This window comes from Pseudomonas quercus, from assembly GCF_012033695.1.
Classification (GTDB): domain Bacteria; phylum Pseudomonadota; class Gammaproteobacteria; order Pseudomonadales; family Pseudomonadaceae; genus Aquipseudomonas; species Aquipseudomonas quercus.
In genome coordinates, this window is record NZ_JAAVJI010000001.1 from 500,787 (window position 1) to 523,632 (window position 22,846).

The 22,846-nt window shown below is 59.1% G+C and carries 22 protein-coding genes; 15 read left to right on the top strand and 7 right to left on the bottom strand.

The features are described 5' to 3' along the window. The first annotated feature begins 11 nt into the window (after positions 1-11). A complete protein-coding gene (locus HBH25_RS02215; protein WP_168081048.1) occupies positions 12-497 on the top strand; it encodes a GFA family protein in 486 nt (161 codons plus the stop codon). Here HBH25_RS02215 and qhpR read toward each other — a convergent pair whose 3' ends face one another. Beyond that, complete coding sequence (gene qhpR, locus HBH25_RS02220; protein ID WP_168081050.1) at positions 498-1,541, bottom strand: AraC-like transcriptional regulator QhpR; 1,044 nt, start codon at positions 1,539-1,541, stop codon at positions 498-500. It abuts the gene before it with no gap. A gap of 244 nt (positions 1,542-1,785) precedes the next feature. Between qhpR and eat the strand changes: the two genes are divergently transcribed. From eat to eutC, 3 genes are read left to right on the top strand one after another with little or no spacing between them, the layout of a single operon-like run. Next, positions 1,786-3,147, top strand: coding sequence for an ethanolamine permease (eat, locus tag HBH25_RS02225; protein WP_168081052.1), 1,362 nt, complete (start codon positions 1,786-1,788; stop codon positions 3,145-3,147). Positions 3,148-3,150: 3 nt separating this feature from the next. After that, the gene (locus tag HBH25_RS02230; protein WP_168081054.1) at positions 3,151-4,539 is read left to right on the top strand and encodes an ethanolamine ammonia-lyase subunit EutB; all 1,389 of its coding nucleotides are present in this window, start codon (positions 3,151-3,153) and stop codon (positions 4,537-4,539) included. 9 nt (positions 4,540-4,548) lie between these two features. Next, positions 4,549-5,355, top strand: a complete 807-nt coding sequence (eutC, locus tag HBH25_RS02235) for an ethanolamine ammonia-lyase subunit EutC (protein ID WP_168081057.1) — start codon at positions 4,549-4,551, stop codon at positions 5,353-5,355. A 37-nt stretch (positions 5,356-5,392) separates the two neighbouring features. Here eutC and HBH25_RS02240 read toward each other — a convergent pair whose 3' ends face one another. Then, positions 5,393-6,067, bottom strand: a complete 675-nt coding sequence (locus HBH25_RS02240; RefSeq protein ID WP_168081059.1) for an HAD family hydrolase — start codon at positions 6,065-6,067, stop codon at positions 5,393-5,395. 160 nt (positions 6,068-6,227) lie between these two features. On the opposite strand from HBH25_RS02240, the gene HBH25_RS02245 reads away from it, so the two are divergent. The 4 genes from HBH25_RS02245 to HBH25_RS02260 all read left to right on the top strand — a co-directional run bounded on the left by HBH25_RS02245 (position 6,228) and on the right by HBH25_RS02260 (position 14,267). Next, entirely contained in the window at positions 6,228-7,880 is a 1,653-nt protein-coding gene (locus HBH25_RS02245) for a VRR-NUC domain-containing protein (protein ID WP_168081061.1), read from the top strand. After that, entirely contained in the window at positions 7,877-10,141 is a 2,265-nt protein-coding gene (locus HBH25_RS02250; protein ID WP_168081063.1) for an ATP-dependent DNA helicase, read from the top strand. Before HBH25_RS02245 ends, HBH25_RS02250 begins: the two co-directional genes overlap by 4 nt. A gap of 103 nt (positions 10,142-10,244) precedes the next feature. Next, positions 10,245-11,888 carry a phosphoglucomutase (alpha-D-glucose-1,6-bisphosphate-dependent) gene (pgm, locus tag HBH25_RS02255; RefSeq protein WP_168081065.1) on the top strand — a complete coding sequence of 548 codons (1,644 nt, stop codon included), beginning with the start codon at positions 10,245-10,247 and terminating at the stop codon, positions 11,886-11,888. 333 nt (positions 11,889-12,221) lie between these two features. Next, complete coding sequence (locus tag HBH25_RS02260; RefSeq protein WP_229631800.1) at positions 12,222-14,267, top strand: UvrD-helicase domain-containing protein; 2,046 nt, start codon at positions 12,222-12,224, stop codon at positions 14,265-14,267. A gap of 15 nt (positions 14,268-14,282) precedes the next feature. On the opposite strand, the gene HBH25_RS02265 is transcribed toward HBH25_RS02260, so the two are convergent. The 3 genes from HBH25_RS02265 to HBH25_RS02275 all read right to left on the bottom strand — a co-directional run bounded on the left by HBH25_RS02265 (position 14,283) and on the right by HBH25_RS02275 (position 15,204). Next, positions 14,283-14,543 (bottom strand): DUF1652 domain-containing protein, encoded by a 261-nt coding sequence (locus HBH25_RS02265; protein ID WP_168081069.1) that lies wholly within the window; start codon positions 14,541-14,543, stop codon positions 14,283-14,285. 184 nt (positions 14,544-14,727) lie between these two features. Then, positions 14,728-14,892, bottom strand: a complete 165-nt coding sequence (locus HBH25_RS02270; protein WP_168081071.1) for a hypothetical protein — start codon at positions 14,890-14,892, stop codon at positions 14,728-14,730. Positions 14,893-14,901: 9 nt separating this feature from the next. Beyond that, a complete protein-coding gene (locus HBH25_RS02275) occupies positions 14,902-15,204 on the bottom strand; it encodes a DUF1883 domain-containing protein (protein WP_168081073.1) in 303 nt (100 codons plus the stop codon). 119 nt (positions 15,205-15,323) lie between these two features. Here HBH25_RS02275 and HBH25_RS02280 point away from each other — a divergent pair, with 119 nt between their 5' ends. The 3 genes from HBH25_RS02280 to gorA all read left to right on the top strand — a co-directional run bounded on the left by HBH25_RS02280 (position 15,324) and on the right by gorA (position 18,082). Next, positions 15,324-15,677: a hypothetical protein gene (locus tag HBH25_RS02280; protein WP_168081075.1), complete on the top strand. Its 354-nt coding sequence runs from the start codon at positions 15,324-15,326 to the stop codon at positions 15,675-15,677. A gap of 142 nt (positions 15,678-15,819) precedes the next feature. Next, positions 15,820-16,656, top strand: coding sequence for a UTP--glucose-1-phosphate uridylyltransferase GalU (gene galU, locus HBH25_RS02285; protein WP_168081077.1), 837 nt, complete (start codon positions 15,820-15,822; stop codon positions 16,654-16,656). Positions 16,657-16,726: 70 nt separating this feature from the next. Then, on the top strand, positions 16,727-18,082 hold the full coding sequence (gene gorA, locus HBH25_RS02290) for a glutathione-disulfide reductase (protein ID WP_168081079.1): 1,356 nt from the start codon (positions 16,727-16,729) through the stop codon (positions 18,080-18,082). Here the strand turns inward: gorA and HBH25_RS02295 are convergent. After that, positions 18,028-18,705, bottom strand: coding sequence for a response regulator (locus HBH25_RS02295; protein ID WP_168081081.1), 678 nt, complete (start codon positions 18,703-18,705; stop codon positions 18,028-18,030). The two genes, gorA and HBH25_RS02295, sit on opposite strands and share 55 nt — an antisense overlap. Then, the gene (locus HBH25_RS02300) at positions 18,683-18,985 is read right to left on the bottom strand and encodes a response regulator transcription factor (protein ID WP_168081083.1); all 303 of its coding nucleotides are present in this window, start codon (positions 18,983-18,985) and stop codon (positions 18,683-18,685) included. The genes HBH25_RS02295 and HBH25_RS02300 overlap by 23 nt, the downstream gene beginning before the upstream one ends. A gap of 437 nt (positions 18,986-19,422) precedes the next feature. Between HBH25_RS02300 and ahpC the strand changes: the two genes are divergently transcribed. The 4 genes from ahpC (at position 19,423) to HBH25_RS02320 (ending at position 22,728) form a co-directional block, all read left to right on the top strand. After that, a complete protein-coding gene (gene ahpC, locus HBH25_RS02305; protein ID WP_168081085.1) occupies positions 19,423-19,986 on the top strand; it encodes an alkyl hydroperoxide reductase subunit C in 564 nt (187 codons plus the stop codon). Between the two features lie 132 nt (positions 19,987-20,118). Further along, positions 20,119-21,681, top strand: a complete 1,563-nt coding sequence (gene ahpF, locus HBH25_RS02310; protein ID WP_168081087.1) for an alkyl hydroperoxide reductase subunit F — start codon at positions 20,119-20,121, stop codon at positions 21,679-21,681. 190 nt (positions 21,682-21,871) lie between these two features. Beyond that, a complete protein-coding gene (locus HBH25_RS02315) occupies positions 21,872-22,144 on the top strand; it encodes a DUF1652 domain-containing protein (RefSeq protein WP_324616842.1) in 273 nt (90 codons plus the stop codon). Between the two features lie 263 nt (positions 22,145-22,407). Then, complete coding sequence (locus HBH25_RS02320) at positions 22,408-22,728, top strand: hypothetical protein (protein WP_168081091.1); 321 nt, start codon at positions 22,408-22,410, stop codon at positions 22,726-22,728. The last annotated feature ends 118 nt before the right edge of the window (positions 22,729-22,846 follow it).

Here is a 22,846-nt window from a genome sequence, read left to right on the forward strand (position 1 = left end):
CGGAGAACGCCATGCATCTCGAAGGTTCCTGCCACTGCGGCGCTGTGAAGTTCCAGCTTGAAAGCGCTCACCCGTACCCCTATCAGCGCTGTTATTGCTCCATCTGCCGCAAGACCCAGGGCGGAGGTGGGTATGCCATCAACCTGGGGGGTGACGCCCGAACGCTGCAGGTAACCGGTCAAGAGGCTATCAGTGTTTACCATGCACGCATGCCCGATGGCCAAGGCGGCTACACAACCAGCAGTGCGGAGCGGCATTTTTGCAAGCTCTGCGCCAGTGCGCTGTGGCTGTTCAGCCCAGAGTGGCCTGAACTGATCCATCCGTTTGCCAGCGCGATTGATACTGAGCTGCCAGTGCCGCCTGAGCACACTCATTTACTGCTGGACTCCAAGGCCAGTTGGGTAGAGGTCGCTACCAAGCCTGGTGATAAGGCGTTTGACCAGTATCCGAAAGAGTCCATTGCCGAGTGGCACCAACGGCTGGGCGTAGAACGGTGATTATTTGATCAGGCGCCATTGCCGCGGGCTAACCCCGTGCCAGCGGCGAAAGGCACGAGAGAACGCACTGGTTTCCGAGTAGCCCAGCAACGCGGCCAGCCGGGTGACCGAGGTGAGGCCTTCGCGCAGGTATCGCTGTGCCAGCTGGCGCCGAACACGCTCGACCAGTTCGGTAAAGCTGCACTGGTGATCGCGTAACCGCCGTTGCAGTGCCGTGGGTGCCAGGCCGACAGCCAAGGCCACCGCCTCCAGGCAAGGCTCGCCGCCGGGTAGCTGGGCGGCAATCTCGGTTTCAACCTGGGTTGGCAGCCCGTCATTGGAGGGCAAGCCACTGAGTTGGCGGATGGCATCCCTGACCAGCATCAGCAGCACCGGATCGCTCCCTGGCATCACCCGCCCGGCAAGGTCTGACTTGGGAATCACCAAGGCGTTGCAGGGCTGGTCGAACGCCACGTCTGCACCAAACACAACCCGATGCTGTTCACCGTTATCCCAGCGGCTATGTTCCAGCAGTACGCGGCGCGGCGCCCAGCCCGGCCCTAGCACATGCCTGACCAGGTTCATGGCCATGCCCATGGTCAGTTCGGCATCATGGCGCCGTTCATGGATAGCGGCATGGGTGATCCGGTAATCGAAGCGGTAACAGTCGCCAGCGTCTACCAGTTGTATCAAGGTGTCGTGCTGATGGAAGGGGAAGGCTGCGGCGAAGTTGGCCAGGGCCGCTTCCAGGGTGGGTGAACATAGCCCAACGTAACCCAGCAACCCCAGCGCCTGAGGTTTGAATTGCTCGCCGTAGCGTAGGCCAAAGTGTTCACACCCGGTCTGGCGTGCCGCTTCTTCCAGTACCTGGCAGTAGTTGGGCAGCGCCAGGCTCATGGTGGGATGCACCAGTTGCTCTGGGTCTACGCCGGCCCGGCCCAATACTCGGTCCAGGTCGCCCCCATGCTCGGTGATGAACGCGTCAAGGCCGCTGGCGGCAGCTGACAACACGCCCTGATGAGGGTGGGCGCCGGGCAAGGAGGACTGGGCAAGGGCATGCGTCACAGTTGGTTACCAGTTAAGTGAGCGTATCGGTTCTCAAGCAAAACCCATTCCTGCCTACGGCCCCTAACGCGCCCAATTTTAGCCCCAGCCTAGTGCATGGGCGCCTTGTAATGCCCCGTAGCCGGGCGGCGCAAGCGATTTGACCGCAGGCGCCTGGGCACCGTCGCCTGCGGTCAAGTTTTGTAACCGCGTGCTAGCTATGCTCAGGAACAACCACGTCGGCCAACACACAGGAAGGTGACTGATGAGCGCGAACACCCTTAAACCCACCCTGGGCACCCTGCACCTGTGGGGCATTGCCGTGGGCCTGGTTATATCCGGCGAATACTTTGGGTGGAGCTATGGGTGGGGAACAGCAGGCACCTTGGGCTTTCTAGTCACCACGTTGCTGGTCGCCGTGATGTATACCTGTTTCATTTTCAGTTTTACCGAGCTCACCACGGCCATTCCCAATGCTGGTGGCCCCTTTGCCTATAGCTTGCGTGCGTTCGGTGTTACGGGGGGTACCATTGCGGGGTTGGCCACCCTGATCGAATTCGTGTTTGCACCGCCCGCCATTGCCATGGCAATCGGCGCCTACCTCAATGTGCAGTTCCCGTCGCTGGAGCCAAAGTGGGCGGCGGTGGGCGCGTACCTGGTGTTCATGACGCTCAATATTCTGGGGGTCAGCATTGCCGCTACCTTTGAACTGGTGGTCACCGTGCTGGCCGTGGCCGAGCTGCTGGTGTTCATGGGCGTGGTAGCGCCCAGCTTCAGTTTCGCCAATTTCGCGCTGGGCGGCTGGGCAGGGCAGGACGCCTTCAGCACCGGTGCACTGGCCGGGATATTCGCAGCCATTCCTTTCGCCATCTGGTTCTTCCTGGCCATCGAAGGCGCAGCCATGGCGGCCGAAGAAGCCAAAGACCCCAAGCGCACCATCCCCAAAGCCTATATCGCGGGCATCCTCACACTGGTGGTGCTGGCCATCGGCGTGATGATTTTTGCGGGCGGCGTGGGTGACTGGCGCACGCTCTCCAACATCAACGACCCTTTGCCCCAGGCCATGAAGGCGGTTGTAGGTGATAACTCCAACTGGATGCACATGCTGGTATGGATCGGGCTGTTCGGCCTGGTGGCGAGCTTCCACGGCATCATTCTAGGGTACTCGCGCCAGTTCTTCGCATTGGCGCGTGCAGGCTTCCTGCCTCCGGCCCTGGCCCAGCTGTCCCGATTCCAGACGCCACACCGCGCAATCATTGCCGGAGGCGTTGTAGGCATCGCGGCCATCTTCAGCGACGGGTTGATCAACCTGCAAGGTATGAGCCTCACGGCCGCCATGATCACCATGTCGGTGTTCGGCGCTATTGTGATGTACATCGTCAGCATGCTGGCCCTGTTCAAGCTGCGCCGCAGCGAGCCTGGCCTGGAGCGCAGCTTCCGGGCCCCCGGCTATCCTGTAATACCCGGCATTGCGTTAGCCCTGGCTGTCGTGTGCCTGGTGGCGATGATCTGGTTCAACGGCCAGGTGGCCCTGGTCTTTCTGGCATTGATGGTACTAGGTGCGATGTTCTGCACGTTTGTGCGGGGTCGCACACCTAAGCTCAATGTCGTAGCTAACGAGGTGTGAACGATGTACAGCCAGACCATTGGCAGCATGACCTGGCAATTCGATGACCTGCGCAGCCTGATGGCCAAGGCCAGCCCGGCACGTTCCGGTGACGCCTTGGCCGGCATCGCCGCTGCCAGCGATGCGGAGCGCGCTGCGGCCCAAATGGCGTTGGCTGATGTGCCGCTCACACAGTTCCTTGATGAGGCGGTGATCCCGTATGAAACCGATGAGGTCACCCGGCTGATCATCGATACCCACGACGCCCAGGCCTTCGCGCCGGTGCGGCACTTGACCGTGGGCGGCTTTCGCGACTGGCTGCTCAGCGAAAGCGCCACCGGCCAGGTGCTGGCGGCGCTGGCCCCAGGCCTTACGCCAGAGATGGCGGCGGCGGTGTCCAAGTTGATGCGGGTGCAGGACCTGATTCTGGTAGGGCGCAAGCTGCGTGTGGTGACGGCCTTTCGTGGCACCCTCGGCCTGGCAGGGCGCATGTCGACCCGGCTGCAGCCCAATCATCCTACGGACGACCCTGCCGGAATCGCCGCCAGCTTGCTGGACGGGCTGTTGTACGGCAACGGCGATGCCATGTTCGGTATCAACCCGGCCAGTGACAGCCTGCCGGCCATCATCGAACTGCTGAAGATGCTGGACGGGGTGATACAGCGCTACGAGATCCCCACCCAGGCCTGTGTGCTCACCCATGTAACGTCATCGATTGCTGCCATTGAGCGTGGCGCGCCGTTGGACCTGGTGTTTCAGTCCATTGCCGGCACCGAAGCGGCCAATGCCAGCTTTGGTGTAAGCCTGAAGGTACTTCAGGAAGGTTACGACGCGGGGCTGAGCCTCAAGCGTGGTACCGTGGGCAACAACCTCATGTACTTTGAGACCGGCCAAGGCAGCGCCTTGTCGGCCAATGCCCACCATGGGGTAGACCAGCAGACCTGCGAAGCGCGTGCCTATGCTGTCGCACGGCATTTCAACCCCTTTCTCGTCAATACTGTGGTCGGCTTCATTGGCCCCGAGTACCTCTACAACGGCAAGCAGATCATCCGCGCCGGCCTGGAAGACCATTTCTGCGGCAAATTGCTGGGTGTGCCCATGGGCTGCGACATCTGTTACACCAACCATGCCGAGGCCGATCAGGATGATATGGATACCCTGATGACGTTGTTGGGCACGGCAGGGGTGAACTTCATTATGGGTATCCCCGGGTCTGATGATGTGATGCTCAATTACCAGACCACCTCGTTCCATGATGCGCTCTATGTACGCCAGGTGTTGGGCCTGCGGCCTGCGCCGGAATTCGAAGCCTGGCTGGCACACACCGGTATCCTGGGCCAGCAAGGCGCCGAGTGGCGCCTTGGCACACGCATGCCTACGGCCTTTGCTGGCGCGCTGGCCCATATTCGATAGGGGAATGGCATGACCGACACGCCTCGCAGCCCAGTTTCAGCGGACCCTTGGCAGGCCTTGCGCGCCCTGACCCCTGCCCGAATTGCCCTGGGCCGGGCCGGAACCAGCCTGCCTACGGCTGCCCACCTGGCCTTTCAGTTTGCCCATGCCCAGGCCAGGGACGCGGTCCATGTGCCGCTGGAGGTGGCCGCGCTTGTAGGTGAACTGGAAGGCCAGGTGATTGAGCTCCACAGTGCGGCCAGTGACCGCCTGATGTACCTGCAACGCCCAGACCTGGGCCGCCAGCTGAGTGCTGACAGTGTGGCAACGCTGGAGGCTGTTGCGGCGAATAGAGGGCAGGGGTGTGACCTGGCTATCGTGATCGCCGATGGCTTGTCCTCACTGGCCGTACAGCGTCATGCCGCGCCGATGGTCTCGCGGCTACAGCGGCTTGCTCAGGAGGAGGGCTGGGAGGTGGCACCCTTGGTGATCGTCGAACAGGGCCGCGTGGCGGTGGCAGACGAGGTGGCACAGCGGCTGGGTGCCCGTATGGTCGTCAACCTGATCGGCGAACGGCCAGGCCTCAGCTCCCCGGACAGCTTGGGGCTCTACTTTACCTATGCGCCTCGAGCAGGGCTGACCGATGCGGCACGCAACTGCATTTCCAATGTGCGGCCGCAGGGCCTGAGCTATGCCACGGCCTTGCACAAGCTGGCTTACCTGATGCGCGAAGCCTGCAAGCGCGGGTTGTCAGGCGTGAACCTCAAGGACGAAGCCGAAGTGCCGCTGATCGATAATGGCCCAGAGCCGGGGCCTGGAAATTTCCTGCTGCGCTAGGCCGGTGTAGGACTGGGCGCAGCCCGGGCACCAACGGTCACCGTGTCAGCGCCACGCCGTGCCGCGCTTCAATGGCCTGCCACAGCCGGGCATCGGTGAAGTCATCGATCACCAAATCTGCACCCGCGGCCAGCAGGGTGGCTGCGCTCTGGCTGGTCGCCAGCCCGACCGTGAACAGGCCGGCCGCCTTGGCCGCCGTCAGGCCTGGGATCGAGTCTTCGAAGGCCATGGCGCTGTCGGCCGCGGCGCCCAGCCTGTCCAACCCAGTGAGGTAGGGGAGCGGGTCAGGTTTGGAGCGGGCCAGTTCCTCTGCCACCACCACACTGGCAAAGGCGCCCTCAAGGCCCAGCGCGGCCAGCATATGGGTGGCGTTGGCCCGAGGGGCGTTGGTCACGACCACGCGGCCAATGCTGTGAGTGGTCGCATAGGCCAGCAGGTCGGTCAGCCCGGCAATCGGCTCCAGGGAGGTGGACAGCTCACGGAAACGGGCTTCCTTGCGGTCTGCAAAGTCGCGGTGCGCTTCTACACTGCGGTCCGGGAACAACAGGGCGCACATCTCGGCGTTAGCCCGGCCAGCGCACAGCACATCGAAGTCTGCTTCGGTAAAAGCACGGCCATCTTCTTCCCACAGCAGTTGCTGAATCGCCAACAGGTGAAGCTTGTCGGTATCGGTCAGGGTTCCATCAAGGTCAAACAGCAAAGCGGTGAGCATGGTTGCGTCCAGGGCTGCAAAAGAACACCGAGGGTAACAGGGCCAGTGGCTTGCTCTCAAACCGTGAATGCCTCGTGTTCGGCACCGGTCGGCGGATGACGGTTGAAGCTGAAGGCGGCTGTATGTATAACCAGCCCCAAAGTGACCTGGACCGGCTGGCGTGACCCCTCTCGAAAACCCGTTCTATTACCTGCATAACTTCGAACAGGCCCTGGCATGGCTCGGCCAGCGCTATGCCGATGTGCTCGACACCGCTGAGCGGGAGTTCCTGGAGGGTTTCAAGGGCCTTCCGCAAAATGCCCGTGCCTTGTTGGTGCGGCTGATCATGCGCAAAGGTGAGCATTTCCGTAGGGACAAACTCAGCTATGTGGAAATCGGCGACCCTGCCCATGCGGCAGCGCCGCTATTGGCGCAAGGCTGGCTTAGGGACAATGCTCCATTGACCCTAGGTGACCTGTTTTCGTTGTTCGGGAAGCCCGAATTGCGCACAGGCTTCGCGGAGCATGGCTTGCCTGCCGCCGGACGCAAGGATCAGTGGTTCGACGCGCTGGCACATTTGCATGACCGTTGTGAACCGCTGCAAGGGTGGTGGCCCGCCTGTGAAGACGCGGTGTGGGTGCTGAGCGTACGGTCGCTTTGCGAACGTCTGCGCATGCTGTTCTTCGGCAACCTGCGCCAGGACTGGTCGCAATTCGTGCTGGTCGAGCTGGGCATCCAGCGCTTTGAACAGGTGGATTTCCCTCTCAGCTCCCGCGCCATTCGCCACCGCGACGACCTGCACATCGCCATGAGCCTGGCGGCCTGTGCGCAGGCACTGGAAGAGGGCGCCACAACGGGCGAGCTACTACCGACCCTGCAAGGTTTGGGGTCCGACAACCCTTGGCTGGCCGGCCGGCAGCAGAAACTGCTGTTCCGCCTGGGCCAGCAGTGCGAGCGCAGTGCGGACTGGCCGTTGGCGCTTGAATTGTATGGCCAGTGCACGTGGCCGGGTGCCCGCCTGCGGCGCTTGAGGGTGCTGGAGCGTAGCGAGCAGTTCATGGAGGCGCTGGCGCTGGCCGAACAGGCCATGCAGGCACCCGAAAGCCCGGCGGAGGTGCAAGGCCTTGAGCGAATGCTGCCACGGCTGCGTCGCGCCTTGGGGGAAGCCGTCAAGGTACGGCGTGGGCCCTCGGCCGTGGAGCGTATCGACCTGTGCCTGCCTCGCCACTCCAGTGTGGAGCGGGCCGTCGCTGAAGCATTGCAGGCCAGCGAAGCGCCCGTGGCCTACGTGGAAAATACCCTGTTCAACGGGCTGTTTGGCCTGTTGTGCTGGCCGGCGCTGTTCGCCCCCGTGCCGGGCGCCTTTTTCCACCCTTTTCAATCCGGCCCACTGGACCTGCACCAGCCGGATTTCAGCCGCCGGCGAGGTGACTTGATCCAGGGTTGCCTGGGCGAGCTTGAAACAGGGGCCTACCGCACCACGATTCTGGAACGTTTCAGCGCCAAACTGGGCCTGGCCAACCCGTTCGTGCACTGGGGGGCGATTTCCGAGCCGCTGCTTGAGCTTGCGTTGGCCTGTATTCCACCGGCTCACTTGCGTGCGTGCTTCGAGCGCCTGCTCCAAGACCCCAAAGCCAACCGCACGGGCATGCCAGACCTGATTCAGTTCTATCCTGCTCGGGCCACCTACCAGATGATTGAGGTCAAAGGGCCAGGGGACCGGTTGCAGGATAACCAACTGCGCTGGATCGCGTTCTGCAACGCCCATGGCTTGCCGGTCAAGGTCTGCCACGTACGCTGGGACGCCGGCGCCGAGGTCGTCCAGCCCGCATGACGCTGACGGTAGCCGTACGCGCCTTGTGTGAGTTCACCGCTCGCGAAGGCGACCTGGACTTGCGCTTCACCCCTTCGCCCAGCGCCTTGGAGGGCGTACTGGGCCACCAGCAGGTCACGGACCGCAGGGATGCACAGTACCGGCGCGAAGTGACCCTGGCCGGAGAATACAAAGGTTTGAAGGTACGAGGCCGCGCCGATGGTTTTGACCCAGGCCGCAAATGCCTGGAAGAAATCAAGACGCACCGGGGTGATCTGGCCCGACAGCCTGCCAACCATCGAGCGCTGCATTGGGCCCAGGCCAAGGTATACGCCTGGCTGCTGTGTGAGGCCGAGGGTTTGGCCTCCGTGAATGTGGCGTTGGTGTACTGGCATGTGGATATGGAGCGGGAAACACGCTTCGAGGCCGCTTATACCGCTGAGGCGCTCAAGGCGTTCTTCGTGCAGCAATGCGAGGCGTTTCTGGCATGGGCCGCCCGTGAGCAGGCCCACCAGGCGCGCCGCGACGGCTTTCTCGATACCCTGGCGTTCCCTTACGCAACCATGCGGCCAGGCCAGCGGCAGCTAGCTGAGGCTGTCTACAAAGGGGCAAGCCTGGGCCGCTGTGTATTGGCCCAGGCACCGACCGGCATTGGCAAAACCCTAGGCACGCTTTTCCCGCTGCTCAAGGCCATGCCTCGGCAGGGTGTGCAGCGTATCTTCTTCCTGACGGCCAAGACACCGGGCCGGCGGTTGGCCTTGGATGCACTCCATCAGTTGCAGCCAGCGCAGGCGGGAACACGGCCTGTGCGCGTGCTGGAGCTCACCGCTCGGGAGAAGGCGTGCGAATACCCCGGTACTGCCTGCCATGGCGACGCCTGCCCCTTGGCCAAGGGCTTCTACGACCGCCTGCCTGCAGCCAGGGTCGCCGCCGCCGACCGCGGCATGCTGGACCGCGCCGCGCTGCGCGAACTGGCCTTGGCCCATCAGGTATGCCCGTATTACTTGAGCCAGGAAATGGCCCGTTGGGCCGATGTGATCATAGGTGACTACAACTACTACTTCGACCTGAGCGGTTGGCTGTATGCACTTGCCCAGGCCCATGAGTGGACCTACGCCGTGCTGGTGGACGAAGCCCATAACCTGGTGGACCGGGCGCGGAGCATGTATAGCGCCAGCCTTGACCAGCGCGTGATCAAAACCTTGAAAGATGCGCCGCTGGCGGGCACTACTGCAGCCTTGCGTACCCTTAACCAGCACTGGTCCGCCTTGGTGAAAGCCCAGGGTGAGGGGTACCACAGTCAGGCCAACGTACCCACGCAGTGGCTCAGTGCCTTGCAGCGCTGCATCAGCCTGGTGAGCGAGCGGCTGAACCTGGAGCCCGCATCGGTGCCTGCACCCTGGCTGGAGTTCTACTTTCAGGCCCTGCAGTTCACGCGCATTGCCGAGCTGTTCGGCGAGGCCTATGTGTGCGACCTGGAGGTCACCGCTACAAAGAAGCGGCTATCTGGGCGGCTGAATGTGCGCAATGTGATTCCCGCCCCGGTACTGGCACCCAGGCTTGCCCGTGCGCGCAGTTGCGTGCTGTTTTCGGCTACCCTGAAACCGGCCCACTATTTTGCCGACCTGTTGGGGTTGCCGGATAAATGGGCCTGGGTGGAAGTGGCCTCACCGTTCAGTGCTAGCCAGCTGCAGGTACGGCTGGCCGCCGATGTGTCCACCCGTTACGCCGACCGGCAGCAGTCCTTGGCCAGTGTGGCGCGAATCATTGCAGAGCAATACGCCTGCCGGCCGGGCAATTACCTGGCGTTTTTCAGCAGCTTTGACTATCTCAATCAGGTTGTTGGCCGGTTGGCTGAGAGCTACCCCTCGCTGCCTGTGCGGTGCCAGCAGCGGGGCATGGACGAGGCGGCGCGCCAGGCCTTTATCGATGGCTTTGATGCAGCGGGGCAGAGTGTAGGCTTCGCCGTGCTGGGCGGGGCCTTTGGTGAGGGGATCGACCTGCCAGGTGCGCGCTTGATAGGCGCCTTTGTCGCCACGCTGGGCCTGGCGCAGGTAAACCCGGTCAACGAGCGTTTCAAGCAGCGGATGCAGGCGCGCTTCGGCAATGGCTATGATTACGTATACCTGTATCCAGGCCTGCACAAGGTAGTACAAGCGGCGGGCCGGGTGATTCGTGCCGAAAGCGACGTAGGGACGGTAGTGCTGATCGATGACCGCTACGGGCAGGCACGGGTCCAGCAACTGTTACCGAGCTGGTGGCCGGCTGCCGAGCCCGTATAACCCAGGGTTCCCCTATGCTTGCCTGGGGCAAGGATCATTCTCGTCGCAGGGCGGTCGAAGGGTCGGTAAACTGACCCTGTTTGATACCCACTCGAGGTTTTGCATGACGCACAGTCCGCTCGCGGGCAAGCCGGCACCCGCCGATTTGCTGATCGATATCCCTAGCCTGGTCACTGCTTATTTTTCACGCAAGCCCGACCCGTCGGTCGCTACCCATCGCGTGGCATTTGGCACTTCCGGCCACCGCGGCAGCTCGTTCGACAACAGCTTCAACGAAGACCACGTACTCGCCATCAGCCAGGCGATCTGCCTGTACCGCAAGGCCAAGGGTATTGATGGGCCATTGTTCCTGGGGATCGATACCCATGCCCTGTCCACGCCAGCCGGTATCAGCGCCCTTGAGGTGTTTGCCGCCAATGGCGTTGACGTGATGCTGGCCACAGATGACGAGTACACGCCTACGCCTGCACTGTCCCATGCCATCATCTGCTACAACCGTGGCCGTACCTCGGGCCTGGCCGACGGGGTGGTTATCACGCCTTCTCACAACCCGCCACAGAGTGGTGGGTTCAAGTACAACCCCCCTAATGGTGGCCCGGCCGACAGCGATGTAACCAAGTGGATCGAAGCGAAAGCCAATGAGCTGCTCGAAAGTCGGTTGGAGGGCGTAGCGCGCATGCCTTACGAGCGCGCGCTCAACGCCAGCACCACTCATCGCCATGACTACCTCAACACCTACGTGGCAGACCTGGGCAATGTCATTGATTTCGATACCATTCGCGGAGCAGGCCTGAAACTAGGTGTAGACCCACTTGGGGGTGCCGGGGTGCATTACTGGCCAGCTATTGCCGAGCATTACAGGCTCGACCTGGACGTGGTCAACCGTTACACGGACCCGACCTTCCGTTTCATGACCCTGGATTGGGACGGTCAGGTGCGTATGGACCCTTCTTCGCGGGACGCCATGCAAAGCCTTATCGGTTTGAAAGACCGCTACGACGTTGCCTTCGCCTGCGACCCGGACCATGACCGCCACGGTATCGTCACCCGCAGTGGTGGCTTGCTGGCCCCCAATAACTACTTGGCTGTGAGCATCGATTACCTGTTCCGTCATCGCCCCCAATGGCGTGCGGACGCCGCCGTGGGCAAAACCGTTGTGAGCAGCGGCTTGATCGATCGGGTGGCGAGCCGTTTGAAACGGGAGCTGTTCGAAGTGCCCGTGGGCTTCAAGTACTTCGCCGCTGGCCTGTTCGACGGTTCTCTAGGGTTTGGCGGGGAGGAGAGTGCAGGGGCTTCGTTCCTGCGCCGCGACGGCACGGTGTGGAGTACCGACAAGGACGGCCTGATCCCCGGCTTGCTGGCCGCTGAAATGACCGCACAAACAGGTAAGAATCCTCACCAGCTGTACCGTGACATGGTGGCAGACCTGGGCGAGCCTTTTGCTACGCGTGTAGATGCCAAAGCCAGCCCGCAGCAAAAGGCGGCCTTGGGCAAACTAAACGCCGAGCAGATTACCTCAACTTCATTGGCCGGCGAGCCCATCGAGCGCGTTTTGAGCAAAGCGCCGGGGAATGACCAGGCCATTGGTGGGTTGAAAGTGATGACGGCTAATGGCTGGTTTGCAGCGAGGCCTTCCGGTACGGAAGATATCTACAAGATCTACGCTGAAAGCTTCAAGGGGGACGACCACCTTAAACAACTGGTGGCTGAAGCCCAGCAGCTGGTAGACACCGCCATCTCGAACTAAACCCCAAACCCGGCCTAGGCCGGGTTTTCAACGCCCAGTTTAAGCGCTATAAAAATTCTAGATTAGTTAAGCAACCAACTGTTTTTTAAGAAATAAAACCCCTTGATCTCGAAACTACGTGAATTATGGAAAGGCCTTTTCCATACATGGACTGAGCTTCCTCTAGGAGCCCCTGGCAATGCGCCCCTGCGTGATCGTGATCCGCCGCGCTGTGCCCCAGCGGTTGCTAGCCGGCCATCGCCGGTGACTGAGCGTGCTCATTCAGAGGGCGCCCCCAGTGCGCCCATGTTTGGGGAAGCCCGCCTTGTCATCACGCCAGCAGTACGCAAACGCATGAGGGCCGATGCGGCCCGTTTGCTGCCAGAAGGTACTCACCCCACAGCCGCCCAGTGGAAGGTGATTTTCAGCGACGCTCACGCTACCTGTGTGGTCGCCGGGGCAGGTTCTGGAAAGTCCAGTAGCCTAGTGCTGCGTATTGTTCTGCTCACCTGCTACCTGGGCGTTCCTTTGGCAGAAATCAGCGTCGTGACCTTTACTCGGGCTTCCCGGGAAGATTTCATCCGTCGCCTGACGTATTTCCTTTCTTTATGGGGCCAGACACTAGAGCCCACTGAAGCTCGACGGTGTGTGACAACCTTTCATGCCATGGCGCTAGGGTGGGCGCGAACACTACCTGGATGGGCTGAGGTTCAAGCTTTCGAAAGCCTGGGTGGGCACAAAACGGATGACAACCCGCTGCAACTTAAAATAGGCGATGTGCAGCGCCAACATCTTACCGCTTGTTTCAACAAGCTGTGTATGGCCGATCCTGTATTCAAAGGCTTTGTGCACACCCTAGTCGCCGAAGCGCGCGCTTTGCCAAGGCTTGCTCCTGAACATCCAGATGTGCAACGGCGCTTGGCAGGGCTTATCCCCGCAGCCAAGCGGGACCTGAAACTGACCCAGTTGATCGAGCAGCAGTGGCGTAAAGCTGGGCACTGGCCACACCCAGGCATTGAACCTGTTCAGAGCGCTCACAGCCTGCTGGGCCAAACCTTCCACTGTCATGGTTACCTGCCAGCCCTGGAGGCCTGGGTGATGCTGGGGCCGGACACGTCCACTGCACGTAGTAAGGGCGATGATGCAGGGCTTAGCATCGGTAGCCAGTGGTTGGTAAAGCGAACATTGTTTCAAGCTTTCTTTGATAAGCCTCTGATATGGATAGAAAAAGCTTCAGAGCTTGAAGCGCTTTTCGAGCCCCCTAATACCAGCGTTACCTACTGCCTTTCGGGTGAGCGCCATGCTCAGCCCCTGCTAGACCTGATGCTTTCAACCGCTACCTTTATGGAGAACATAGGGTTAGAGGCTAAAGAGGCATCGAGCGCTCTGTTCGCTGGCCAAGATGGGCTGTTCTTCCAAATCCTTTCACGCTTCTGGCCTGCACTAGAAGTTTATTTAGGGGAACAGTCTCCTCCTGTAGTCACGTATAACCGGCTGTTTGCTACGTTTACTTCAACCAAGAGCCACGCCCTGGCTGCGTTGGCATCAAGCCAGATTAGTGCTTTACAGCACTTGATGGTGGATGAGTTCCAGGACGTTTCCCCCTATATCGCAACCTGGTTGCAGGCCGCGTTGCGCGATCGCTATCGACGAGACCCCGAGCTGCCTGCGAGCCTGATGTGTGTGGGAGACGACTGGCAGTCTATCTACGGCTGGCGCGGTAGCGACGTGCAGTATTTTCTACGGTTCAAAGACGTTTTTCCTGCACCCGCTTCTCGTCGGTTGATGCTTAGAGATAACTTCAGAAGTACCACGCAAATTGTTGATGCAGCAGAGCATATTGTTCGAAACGTCAGGTCCGTAGCAGGCAAGGGTTCGATCACCCATACCACGGGAACGAAGGTGCAAATCATCACCAAAGACATGAGTAACGTGGTGCAACTGGCTGATTCTCATATCAAATCAAACCAGACCGTACTGGTCTTGTTTAGGAGTGCACGGGACGATCCAAGCGGTAACTCAGGCATGCGCGCATTATTGAAGGCACATGGTCACAGCTCATCTACCAATGCCCGTTTACGATGCATGACCATTCACGCATCCAAAGGGCTGGAGGCTGACGTGGTAATTCTGCTGGGCGACTCCGTAGCCAGGAAAGGTTTGGAACACCGCAACCGGTTGTACACATTGGCGGGAATCGGGCGCGTTGCGGATAGCACGCCTTATGACAGTACCCAAGCTGACGAGGCCTTGCGCCTGGCCTATGTTGGCATCACCCGAGCAGCGCAGGCTGTGTATTGGTGTGTAGACGCAAGCAGCGAAATACCTGGGCAGGTGAGTGCTGTGGCTCAAGCGGTGAGCGGCGAATGTGGCTTCGAGGACCGAAGAGTTCAGTCCTGATAAGGTGCTGCTAGCTTATCCGCACACGCTTAGGTAATGCGGCGGAACAAAAGCTTCGAGCTCCACCTCAACAGCCTCTATCATGCGTTCCACATCTGCAGCATTCATCACGGCGGCACAAGGGATACCGGCAACCGCGATCAAGGTTTCCCCTGTAGCGCGGTCAAACAGCCGCGCCACCATGCTTCCGGGCGCATCCATGTTGCCCTCGAAGCCAATGGGATGGAAATGCCAGCGCATCACTTGGCACGCATTGGGAAACGTCATTTTGTTCATGGTGCGGACCTCTGCATCATGCAAATTCCTTTTGCTGAAGGCGCATTCCGATCGGGCCGGTCAGAAAACCTTAGCACCACACCAGCGGGCCGGGGGACTTTATTTCTAGCCTGTCCCTGCCTTTAGCTTTGGCATTGATCTGGGTCACGCACCGAGTGAAGCCGCACAGTGAAGCGGCTTCGTGTCACAGGGCTTTGGTCACGCGAATGTCGCCGAGGCTATTTGCCTGATCCTGCCCGTGGATGAGTACCAACGCGGCGAGCGCCTCTTGCGGTGTGCCATGTTCAAGCTGGGCGAAATCCCAGCGCCGTTGGCCGTCGAGGGTGTAATGGATAACGTAGCGGGCCATGGGAGCGCCTTAGCTGAAAGAGGAAGGAGAGCGGCGGATCAATTTGATGGCGTGTTTGAAAGGCGCCTTCTTGGCGGCATTGTTCAATTTGCTGCCAGCGGTGTCGAGCGTGATGTTCCAGTAGCCTGTGCTGGGAATGGTGATACGCGCAGGGAAGCGGTCGAATTCCCCTCCATGATACGTATGCCGTGCGCCGTTCTTGAAAGCGCGGAAATTGGCATCGCTCATCAGGCGGATGTTGCAGCGCTGTGAGCACTCGATCACGACCATGTCGTCTTCGTTGAGGTGTTCGCGCTGGTGTACGAATTTCATGCTGGCTCCGGATCTCGACAAGGTAGCAACCATAGCACGTAGACCCTTTGGCCCCCAAGCACGGGCGTTGCGAACCATCTATGCAGGTGGCGGTCCTAGCTTCTTTTCTGGAGGTCAACATGAAGGTAGCCGGGTTGTTGCTGGCGCTGCTTGCAGTAGGTGGTTGTGCCACCGTTAATGAAATCGAGCAGACGCATGAAACCATGGATGTCATGTCCGGGAAGGACCCGAAGGATTACAGTGAGTGCCTTGTTCACACGCTGTCTGAAACCCGTGGGCCCGTGACGGTTGAGAAAAGCGGTAGCGGCTACAAGTTGGTGGTGCCTAGCAAGCTGTCGACAGGCCCGGCTGCAGTGGTTGATATCCAGGAGCGTTCTGGCGGGAGCACCGTGAAAGTTCATGAGCGGCTGTCCAACCTTCCCTTGCGTTTCAAGGATGTACAGAAAGCCGCCACCCACTGCATCTCCGGATGATCACACCAGCGAAGCGGAACTAACGCGAAAGGTTTTTTTCTACTGATGCAGCAGCTGCGCCGAAGCGCTCATTGTAAGCTTCGGTGCACGTGATTAGACTGCGCCGAACCTGTACGTAATGCATAAGAATCAAGGACCTTTCATGATCAAGAAATGCTTGTTCCCGGCGGCCGGCTACGGCACCCGCTTCTTGCCGGCTACCAAAGCCATGCCCAAGGAAATGCTGCCGGTAGTCAACAAGCCGCTGATCCAGTACGGGGTTGAAGAGGCACTTCAAGCCGGCCTTACCGGGATCGCCATCGTGACGGGGCGCGGCAAGCGGGCCCTGGAAGACCACTTTGACATCAGCTATGAGCTGGAAAACCAGATCCGAAACACTGACAAGGAAAAGTACCTCGTCGGTATTCGCAAGCTGCTGGATGAGTGCACCTTCTCCTACACCCGCCAAATCGAAATGAAAGGGCTGGGGCACGCCATCCTCAGTGGCCAGCCTTTGATCGGTGACGAGCCCTTTGCTGTGGTGCTGGCGGATGACTTGTGCGTCAACCCTGAAGGCGACGGTGTGCTGCAGCAAATGGTCAAGCTGTACAACCAGTTCCGTTGCTCCATTGTTGCCATTCAGGAAGTGGACCCTCAGGAAACCAGCAAGTACGGTGTGATTGCAGGCGAAATGATCCGTGACGATATCTACCGTGTGAACGCGATGGTAGAGAAGCCCAAGCCTGAGGATGCGCCGTCAAACCTGGCTATTATCGGTCGCTATATTCTCACCCCAGACATCTTTGATCTGATCAAGAACACCCCGCCTGGCAAGGGTGGTGAAATCCAGATCACGGACGCCCTGATGCAGCAGGCCCAGAACGGCTGCGTGCTAGCTTACAAGTTCAAAGGCGAGCGTTTCGACTGCGGCAGCGCAGAGGGTTACATCGACGCGACCAACTATTGCTTCGAGAACTTCTACAAGCAGGGCCAGCTGTAATATCAGTCCCGTTGGACCCAAGCGCCGCCATTGCTCACAATGGCGGCGTTTTTGTATCAGGAGCGTGTACATGGCTTACGATTTTGATCTGTTTGTGATTGGTGCCGGGTCCGGTGGCGTTAGAGCTGCACGATTCGCGGCGGGCTTCGGGGCCAAAGTGGCTGTGGCAGAAAGCCGTTACCTTGGCGGAACCTGTGTCAACGTAGGGTGCGTCCCTAAAAAACTATTGGTCTACGGTGCACATTTTCACGAAGACTTCGCTACGTCTACAAGCTTTGGCTGGCATATGGGCACCCCGACGTTTGACTGGCCCACGCTGATCGCCAACAAGAACAAAGAGATCGAACGCCTTAATGGCATTTATTTCAACCTGCTGAGCAAAAGCGGCGTGAAAGTGCTAGACGGCCACGCACGCATTCTGGACCCCCACACCGTCGATGTAGCTGGCACTGCCTATAGCTGCGAACGCATACTGATTGCGACCGGTGGGTGGCCGGCTATTCCAGATGTCCCTGGTAAAGAACACGCCATCAGTTCCAACGAGGCCTTCTTCCTCGAAACCTTGCCCAAGCGCGTTATCGTAGTGGGCGGGGGTTACATTGCAGTTGAGTTTGCCGGTATTTTCCATGGCCTTGGTGCACACACCACTCAGTTGTATCGGGGCGATCTGTTCCTGCGGGGCTTTGACGACAGCGTGCGCAGCCACCTTGCTGAAGAGTTGTCCAAGAAAGGTATCGACCTGCGCTTCAATGCCGATATTGCGCGTATCGATAAGTGTGGCGATGTACTGTTCGCGACCCTGAAAGACGGCCAAGTACTAGAGGCTGATTGCATCCTGTATGCCACGGGCCGCCGCCCCATGCTGGACAACCTGGGCCTCGAGAACACTGCGGTCGCGTTGGACGAGAAGGGCTTCGTGAAAGTGGACGACCTGTTCCAGACAGCCGAACCTTCCATTCTGGCGCTAGGGGATGTGATTGGCCGCGTTCAGCTCACCCCTGTAGCGCTGGCCGAAGGCATGGCGGTAGCGCGCCGCCTGTATCAGCCGGATCAGTACCGCCCTGTGGACTATGACAATATTCCCACTGCCGTTTTCAGCCAGCCCTCAATCGGCACTGTTGGATTGACAGAGGCGCAGGCACGTAAGGCCGGGCATGAGGTCAAGCTGTTCGAAAGCCGCTTCCGCCCCATGAAGCTCACGCTTTCCGATAATCCGGAGCGCATCTACATGAAGCTGATCGTGGATGCTAATACTGACAAGGTATTAGGCTGCCACATGGTAGGTCCGGAAGCAGGAGAAATCATTCAGGGGTTGGGTATTGCCTTGAAGGCGGGTGCTACCAAAGCCATGTTCGACGACACCATTGGCGTTCACCCTACGTCTGCGGAAGAGTTCGTGACCATGCGTACGGCAGTCGGCCAATAGCCGCCTGAGGGTATAGCGTGCGCCTCAAGCCCTAGCTTATCGAGAGCCGAGCGCCGCAGCCGGCTGATAGTCTTTTCGCTACGGCCTAGCTGGGTAGCAATCTGGCGCCCGGTCATGCCTTTCATGCCCAAGCCAATGACCTCCCGTTCACGGGGGGTCAGCAGGTCACTGTTATCCACGCCCCAATACCGCCTCGCCTGGTAGTGCTGGGCCAGTATGGATTCAAACCCTGGGCTTATGCAGGTTTTACCCTGGGCTGAACGGATCAATAGTAAAGGTAAGGTAGCGGGGTCGCTCCGCTTATCGAAGAGGCCCTTGGCGCCAGCGGCCAAGCAGGCACCGAGCAGGGCTGGCTGCAGTGAAGTCGTCATCACCACTACAATCAGCGATGGATAACGTATACCCAGCGTGTTCAGCATTTCATGGCCGTCAGGTTGGGCGCCCGAGGGCATGGACCAGTCCACCAGCGCCATATCACAGGACCTCCCACGGAGGCTTTTCAATAGTTCATCTGCGTTCTGCGCTTCGGCCACTATCTGGAAACGACCCGGCATTGCCTCAAGTGCATGCCGTATGCCATTCAGTACTACAGGGTGGTCATCAGCGATCGCAATGCTCAACACCGTTACAGTCCTTGTCTTGGTTATGAAACGTGTAGGCTGAAACGTCGATCAGGTTGTTTTGCAGGGCGAGCAACACCGCCAGGTGTCGAGATCTAACTCCAAATTTTCGACGTGCATTGCCAATGTGGAAATTGACGGTGGACTCACTGCACCCAATGATTCGAGAGATCTCCCACGACGTTTTTCCACGGCCGGCCCATTCCAGAGTGATTGTTTCTTTGCGAGTCAGGCGGATGGGGAGCGCCTTTGCCACCAATGCATTTAATAAATTCATAGGCATCTTGGTCTTCCTTTCGCAGTACTAGGGTCACCAAGAGTGGAAAGGTCTGCCGTTGAGCGGTTCGGGGCTGACCCTGCAGCGCGTCTACCTTACTGCGAGCACGTTCAACCACCGTGTAGGAAAATACGATTGCAAACCCCTGAAAAATCGACGCGTTGAGGTGGTGTATGAGTGCCAAGCCCGCAGCGTAAAAGTTTGGAAAAACATTATACAGGGCCGCTTCATGTACTTGGATCCTGCTCTCGTAATAGGCTTTACGGACAGTCGGTACTGGTATACAAAGCTTCCGCCGCCTCGCTTACACGCGAGGCACCTACAACAGGCTCGCCTTGCCATAGGCAAAAGCAATGGCCAGCATGTGTATTGCCAATGAGCAAGCTATCGAATTCAGCGTTAGGATTCACCCAGTCAGATTCATCTACCAAGGAGATTCACCGATGCCTATCATCAACAGCCAGATCAAACCCTTCAAAGCTCAAGCTTTCCACAACGGCAAATTCGTCGACGTCACGGAAGCAGACCTTCAGGGCAAGTGGTCTGTGGTGTTCTTCTACCCGGCCGACTTCACCTTCGTATGCCCCACTGAACTGGGCGACCTGGCAGACACCTACGCTGAGTTCCAGAAGCTGGGCGTTGAAATCTACAGCGTGTCTACCGATACCCACTTCACTCACAAAGCCTGGCACGACACCTCGGACACCATTCGCAAGATCCAGTACCCGATGATCGCAGACCCGACTCACCTGATCTCGCGCAACTTCGACGTGCTGATCGAAGACGCCGGTATCGCAGACCGTGGCACCTTCGTGATCAACCCGGAAGGCCAGATCAAAGTCGTTGAAATCACCGACGGCGGCATCGGCCGTGACGCCCTGGAACTGCTGCGCAAGGTCAAGGCAGCCCAGTACATCGCAGCTCACCCCGGTGAAGTGTGCCCAGCCAAATGGCAAGAAGGCGAAGCCACTCTGGCGCCGTCCCTTGACCTGATTGGCAAGATCTAAACCGTGAAACGGTTTATGGCGGTGCGCCGCCGTTCTTAAGCAGCATCGTCGCCCACGACAACGCCCGGGCGCTTTCGCCTGGGCGTTGTCGTTTCTGGACCGAATAAACGTTTTTCAAAGGAAATCGCCCGTATGTTGGACGCCACACTTAAATCCCAGCTCAAGACTTATCTGGAACGGGTCACCCAACCGATCGAGCTGATCGCTTCGCTCGACGACGGTGCGAAATCCCGTGAAATGCTGGAATTGCTCAAAGAAATCGAAGGCTTGTCCTCGCTGATCACATTGCGCGACGACGGCAGCGACGAGCGCCGGCCTTCGTTTAGCGTTAACCGCCCCAATGGCACTATCAGCCTGCGTTTTGCTGGCATTCCCATGGGGCATGAATTTACCTCGCTGGTGCTGGCCCTGTTGCAGGTAGGTGGCCACCCGTCCAAGGCGAGCGCCGACACGCTGGAGCAGATTGCTGCTCTGAAAGGTGAATTCCGTTTCGAAACCTATTTCTCGCTGTCTTGCCAGAATTGCCCGGATGTAGTGCAGGCGCTTAACCTCATGGCAGTGCTGAACCCAAGCGTTCAGCACGTGGCTATCGACGGTGCCCTGTTCCAAGCCGAAGTAGATCAGCGCCAGATCATGGCGGTGCCCAGCGTTTACCTTAACGGTGAACCATTCGGCCAAGGCCGTATGGGCCTTGAGGAAATCCTGGCAAAGCTGGATACCAACGCCGGCGCCCGCCAAGCCGAAAAGCTTAATGCTAAAGGCACCTTTGATGTGCTCGTGATCGGGGGCGGCCCTGCTGGCGCCGCTGCAGCAGTGTATGCAGCGCGCAAGGGCATCCGCACGGGTGTAGCGGCCGAGCGCTTTGGTGGGCAGGTGCTGGATACGCTGGCCATCGAGAACTTCATCTCCGTGAAGGAAACGGAAGGCCCGAAACTGGCCATGGCACTGGAAGAGCACGTCAAGCAGTACGACGTGGACATCATGAACCTGCAGCGCGCTGAACAGCTGATTCCTGGCCGCAACGGAGACCTGCATGAGGTGCGCTTCGCAGGGGGTGCTTCGCTCAAGGCCAAATCCGTAATCCTGGCAACCGGCGCACGTTGGAGAGAGATGAACGTCCCCGGTGAGCAAGAATACCGTAACCGTGGCGTTGCCTACTGCCCGCATTGCGATGGCCCTTTGTTCAAGGGCAAGCGTGTAGCGGTCATTGGAGGCGGTAACTCGGGTGTCGAGGCAGCCATCGATCTGGCCGGTATCGTGTCCCATGTAACCTTGATTGAATTCGACAGCCATTTGCGTGCCGACGCTGTACTGCAGCGCAAGTTGACCAGCTTGCCTAACGTTAAGGTCATCACTAGCGCCTTGACGACTGAAGTCAACGGTGACGGGCAAAAGGTAAATGGGCTGACGTACAAGGATCGCCAGACCGGTGACCTGCATAAGATCGAGCTTGAAGGCATCTTCGTGCAAATTGGTTTGCTGCCTAACACTGATTGGCTCAAAGGTGCCATCGAGTTGTCTGGCCGTGGTGAAATCATGGTAGATGCACGGGGTGAAACCGATTTGCCTGGCATCTTCGCAGCCGGTGACGTTACCACTGTGCCGTACAAGCAAATCATCATTGCAATGGGTGAGGGCGCCAAGGCATCGCTTGCAGCCTTCGACCATCTGATTCGCACCTCTGCACCTGCCTGAGTCCATTACTCAGGCGAGCTTGAACGGCCGGTTGCCTTTGTAAAGGCAACCGGCCTTTTTGTTGCGCGGGTTTGAATTTTACCATGCAGGGGCTCGCCCGTTACGGAACGGCTCGCCTGCCAAACACTCTCATGTGGGTTAGAAACGGTATAGCGGTAGGTTCGTGCGACACGCCAGGGGAGTAATGCAGGTGATTCCGAAGCACGAAGTACTCAAGATCATACAGTCCAGCTTCCTGCCGTTGCATTGCGTTTGCATGCCGCATGAGGGCAGTACGGTCACCATTGAGGTGACCGACCCTGCCAATGGCAATATCGACCTGTTGGTAGTAGGGGTAGACCTGGCGCCGTTAACGACTATTCGGGCCATTTCCGATCTGGTAGGTGAGCTGCGCCAGGAATTGAAAGCGAATCAGGAATGGTTTGCTGGCGAGCAGCACCTGGAGAGATGGCCGCGTAGGTGAATCAACGGCTCTCCTTATGGATCAGGTACATCACCCATACGAACGAGCCTAAGGTAACGGTTGTAATGGCGACTATGATGATACCGTCCATTTCATTGCCCTTGTGAATGCGTGTAGGGGCATAATGCGCCGCTGTCAGCTTGTATAACAGCAGCAGATATATAAGAAAAAAGCAGATCAGAATACGGCAGAGTGGTCAGGCGTAGTTGCTGACCAAGGTGCATAAAAACCATTGAGAGTGAGGGAACGAGATGCGTCGGCTGATGATAATGACAGCAATGGTGGTAGTAGCTGGGTGTGCCGGGAAAGCCGTTGATCCCAGGGCGCCACTTGATGCGACTACCGCCAAGTCGGCAGAAAGCTATGCCCAATGCCTGGCGCCAAAGTGGGGTACTTTCCGCCCAGGCCTGCGACAGGAAGAAACGTCGACGGGGCTCAAGCTTACTGTAGAAGCGGCCTACACAGCGTCGCCTGCCACGGCTCAGATCGACCGCACCGATAAAGGCGCGCGTGTTCAAGTGTTCCTGCCGCCAGAATGGGCAGGCACGAACGGCTGGACCGATATGGCTAAAGATTGCCTGTAAAGCCTACAGTGTAAAGCGGCCCGCTGTGCTTCACCTCGTTGTATCGCGAGGCCGCTCCCAAGGAAGCCGTATCGTCTGAAGTGCTCGAGCTGCGCGCCCCGAGCATTTACGGCAGTGC

Excerpts from the sequence above, each read along its gene's own strand:
- HBH25_RS02265 (WP_168081069.1), bottom strand. The coding sequence starts at position 14,543 with ATGAACAAAATGACGTTTCCCAATGCGTGCCAAGTGATGCGCTGGCAT.
- HBH25_RS02280 (WP_168081075.1), top strand. The coding sequence starts at position 15,324 with ATGAAGGTAGCCGGGTTGTTGCTGGCGCTGCTTGCAGTAGGTGGTTGT.
- HBH25_RS02300 (WP_168081083.1), bottom strand. The coding sequence starts at position 18,985 with ATGCCTATGAATTTATTAAATGCATTGGTGGCAAAGGCGCTCCCCATC.
- HBH25_RS02270 (WP_168081071.1), bottom strand. The coding sequence starts at position 14,892 with ATGGCCCGCTACGTTATCCATTACACCCTCGACGGCCAACGGCGCTGG.
- pgm (WP_168081065.1), top strand. The coding sequence starts at position 10,245 with ATGACGCACAGTCCGCTCGCGGGCAAGCCGGCACCCGCCGATTTGCTG.
- ahpF (WP_168081087.1), top strand. The coding sequence starts at position 20,119 with ATGTTGGACGCCACACTTAAATCCCAGCTCAAGACTTATCTGGAACGG.
- eutC (WP_168081057.1), top strand. The coding sequence starts at position 4,549 with ATGACCGACACGCCTCGCAGCCCAGTTTCAGCGGACCCTTGGCAGGCC.
- HBH25_RS02320 (WP_168081091.1), top strand. The coding sequence starts at position 22,408 with ATGATAATGACAGCAATGGTGGTAGTAGCTGGGTGTGCCGGGAAAGCC.
- HBH25_RS02275 (WP_168081073.1), bottom strand. The coding sequence starts at position 15,204 with ATGAAATTCGTACACCAGCGCGAACACCTCAACGAAGACGACATGGTC.
- galU (WP_168081077.1), top strand. The coding sequence starts at position 15,820 with ATGATCAAGAAATGCTTGTTCCCGGCGGCCGGCTACGGCACCCGCTTC.
- eat (WP_168081052.1), top strand. The coding sequence starts at position 1,786 with ATGAGCGCGAACACCCTTAAACCCACCCTGGGCACCCTGCACCTGTGG.
- HBH25_RS02250 (WP_168081063.1), top strand. The coding sequence starts at position 7,877 with ATGACGCTGACGGTAGCCGTACGCGCCTTGTGTGAGTTCACCGCTCGC.
- HBH25_RS02240 (WP_168081059.1), bottom strand. The coding sequence starts at position 6,067 with ATGCTCACCGCTTTGCTGTTTGACCTTGATGGAACCCTGACCGATACC.
- gorA (WP_168081079.1), top strand. The coding sequence starts at position 16,727 with ATGGCTTACGATTTTGATCTGTTTGTGATTGGTGCCGGGTCCGGTGGC.
- HBH25_RS02215 (WP_168081048.1), top strand. The coding sequence starts at position 12 with ATGCATCTCGAAGGTTCCTGCCACTGCGGCGCTGTGAAGTTCCAGCTT.
- HBH25_RS02230 (WP_168081054.1), top strand. The coding sequence starts at position 3,151 with ATGTACAGCCAGACCATTGGCAGCATGACCTGGCAATTCGATGACCTG.
- HBH25_RS02260 (WP_229631800.1), top strand. The coding sequence starts at position 12,222 with ATGAGGGCCGATGCGGCCCGTTTGCTGCCAGAAGGTACTCACCCCACA.
- ahpC (WP_168081085.1), top strand. The coding sequence starts at position 19,423 with ATGCCTATCATCAACAGCCAGATCAAACCCTTCAAAGCTCAAGCTTTC.